The following is a 2600-nucleotide window of genomic DNA, read 5'->3' on the forward strand; positions in this document are numbered from 1 at the left end:
GGTCACGAGCTACACGTACAAACCTTTGATAGGTATGACGAGCAAGACGGACCCTCGGGGGATCACGGAGCATTACGAGTACGACGGTTTCCAGCGCCTGAAGGACGTTCTCGACTTTGAGAAGAACGTGCTTACGGATTACCAGTACCATTACCGTCCCTAACCTACCAGAACGATGAAAAGACTACTGAACCTTCTATTTCTATCAACCCTTTTCCTGTCGGGCTATGGCCAGCCGGCGGATCTGGAGCTGAGCAGCTACAACGGCACGGCCACGAGCTACTCCGCGCTGAACAGCATTACCCTAAAGCCGGGCTTCCATATCCCTTCGGGGAAGAACGTGCACCTCTTTGTGCAGGGCTCTCCGAATGTGGTGAACGGTTTCACCGCCTCTCAGAACTATGTGCTTACGCGGACTTTCCGCAAGGCGGTGAAAGTGGCGGAACTGTCGCAGATCCGTCCGGTCGCCGATGAGAACCGCAGGGTGCAGTACTTTGATGGTCTTGGTAGGCCTATCCAGACGGTGGAGGTGATGGCCAGCCCTACGTATAAGGATATCGTTCAGCACATCGAATACGACGGCTTCGGCCGAGAGTCGGTCAAGTACCTTCCCTATGCGGAGCAGAGCAGCAACAACGGCAGCTTTAAGACGGCCGCCAGGACCAATCAGGGGAACTTCTATAAATCTACCGGCTGGGATGCCAATGTCGTGAAGACGGGCAGTCCGTTTGGGGTTACGGTCTTTGAGAACAGTCCGTTGAACAGGGTCTTGGAGCAGGGAGCTGCGGGATCTGCCTGGCAGCCCGTCGCTGTTCGTGGGACCGCGACCACTACGGGGCGGACCGTGGTGAGCGAGTACGGCACGAATTCCTCTGTGGGCACGACCCGGGATACGGTACGGCTGTGGACGGTGAGCAGTGGCGGGGCCAGTGCGCCGTCGCATTATGCAACGGGGAAGCTCTACCGCACGACGTTGAAGGACGAGAACTGGGTTTCCTCGAACGGCCGGGCAGGGACCATCGATGAATATAAGGACCTTGAGGACCGGGTGGTGCTGAAGCGCGTCTGGGAAACCTCGACCAAATTCCTGGATACGTACTACGTGTACGATGATTTCGGGGACCTCCGTTATGTGATCCCTCCGGGGATCAAGGGAACCAGCATCGCGGAGAGCAGCGCGAACTTCGCCGAACTGGCCTACGGCTACCGCTATGACGGCAGGCGCAGGCTGGTGGAGAAGAAGGTTCCCGGCAGGGGGTGGGAATATATTGTCTACAACAGGAACGATCAGCCCGTTCTGAGCCAGGATGCCGTTCAGCGCGGCCGCAAGGAATGGAGCTACACGAAATACGATGCCTTTGGCCGTGTGACCTCAACGGGCCTTTACATCAATACGAACACGGCCCAGGCTTCCCGGGCCCAGATGCAGGCGCTTGTGGACGGCCACACGGGCCCACTTTGGGAGACGCGGGTCAATGCGGACTACCCGGCGACCACGTTCCCCACGACGGGCACGGGCATTACGGTCAAGCCGCTGGTGGTGAACTACTATGACGGATATGACTTTGCCGGGGCTACAACCTTAGGTTCGCCTCCCACCGGGATCGGCAGGTCGGAAAGGGTGAGGACGCTGCTGACGGGCACGAGGGTATATCGGGAAGACGGCAGCACCTCGCTGCTGACGATCAACTACTATGACGATAGGGCCCGGTTGGTCCAGACGGTATCGGAGAACCACCTGGGCGGTACGGACGTTGTGACCAACAGCTATCTTTTTTCGGGAGAGGTGGAAACCAGCAGGCATGTGCACAGGGCATCTTCCAGCGGAGCGGCAACGACCCTATTGACCACGAACAGCTATGACCATGTCGGCCGGCCACTTCAGACCCGCAAGAAGGTGAACAGCCAGGCGGAGGTGATCCTGAGCAGCAATGAATACAACCAGATCGGTCAGTTGAGGCGCAGGGGCCTGCACAGTGAGAACGGCGGCACCAATTACATGACCGCAATCGACTATGACTATAACGAGCGTGGCTGGGGCAAACGTATCGCCTCGAAGGAGCTGGCGGTCACGCTGAACTACCAGGATGGAGGAACGGTGCAGTACAACGGGAACATCTCGCGGCAGCAGTGGCGCCACGGTTCGGATGCCCTGAGCACGTTCAGCTACAGCTATGATAGATTGAACCGTCTGACCAACGGCACGAGCAGCGGGGCCCGGGCGATGAGCGAGGTGCTGGGCTATGACGACATGGGCAACATCCTGAGCCTGAACCGGGACGGACAGACGACAGCATATGGCTACCTGAACTCGGGTCGGAGCAACCGTCTGGACCGGCTTACGGGAGGGTTTATCGGCAGTACGCCAAAGGCCTACAGCTATGACGTGAACGGCAATGCGACAGTGGACCGGATGGGTACGTCCTTTACCTATAACCACCTGAACCTGCCCAAGACGGCGAGCAGGGCGGGAGTTTCGGTATCCTACCAGTACGATGCCCTGGGCACCAAGCTCCAGAAGTACTCGAATGTCGGCGGTATCCAGACCACGCGCGACTATGTCGGGGGCATTGAATACAAGAAGGAGGGGACGGGTTCCC

Annotated in this window: 1 protein-coding gene; it reads left to right on the plus strand. The window is 58.5% G+C overall.

Annotated elements, in window-relative coordinates; all coding sequences use genetic code 11:
* Window positions 1–175: 175 nt before the first annotated feature.
* Window positions 176–2600, plus strand: a 2425-nt coding sequence (locus tag E0Y80_RS20495) for a DUF6443 domain-containing protein (RefSeq protein WP_156309506.1), incomplete at its 3' end; no start/stop codon positions are given.

Origin of the sequence: Sphingobacterium endophyticum, assembly GCF_009733535.1 — a bacterium.
Classification (GTDB): domain Bacteria; phylum Bacteroidota; class Bacteroidia; order Sphingobacteriales; family Sphingobacteriaceae; genus Sphingobacterium; species Sphingobacterium endophyticum.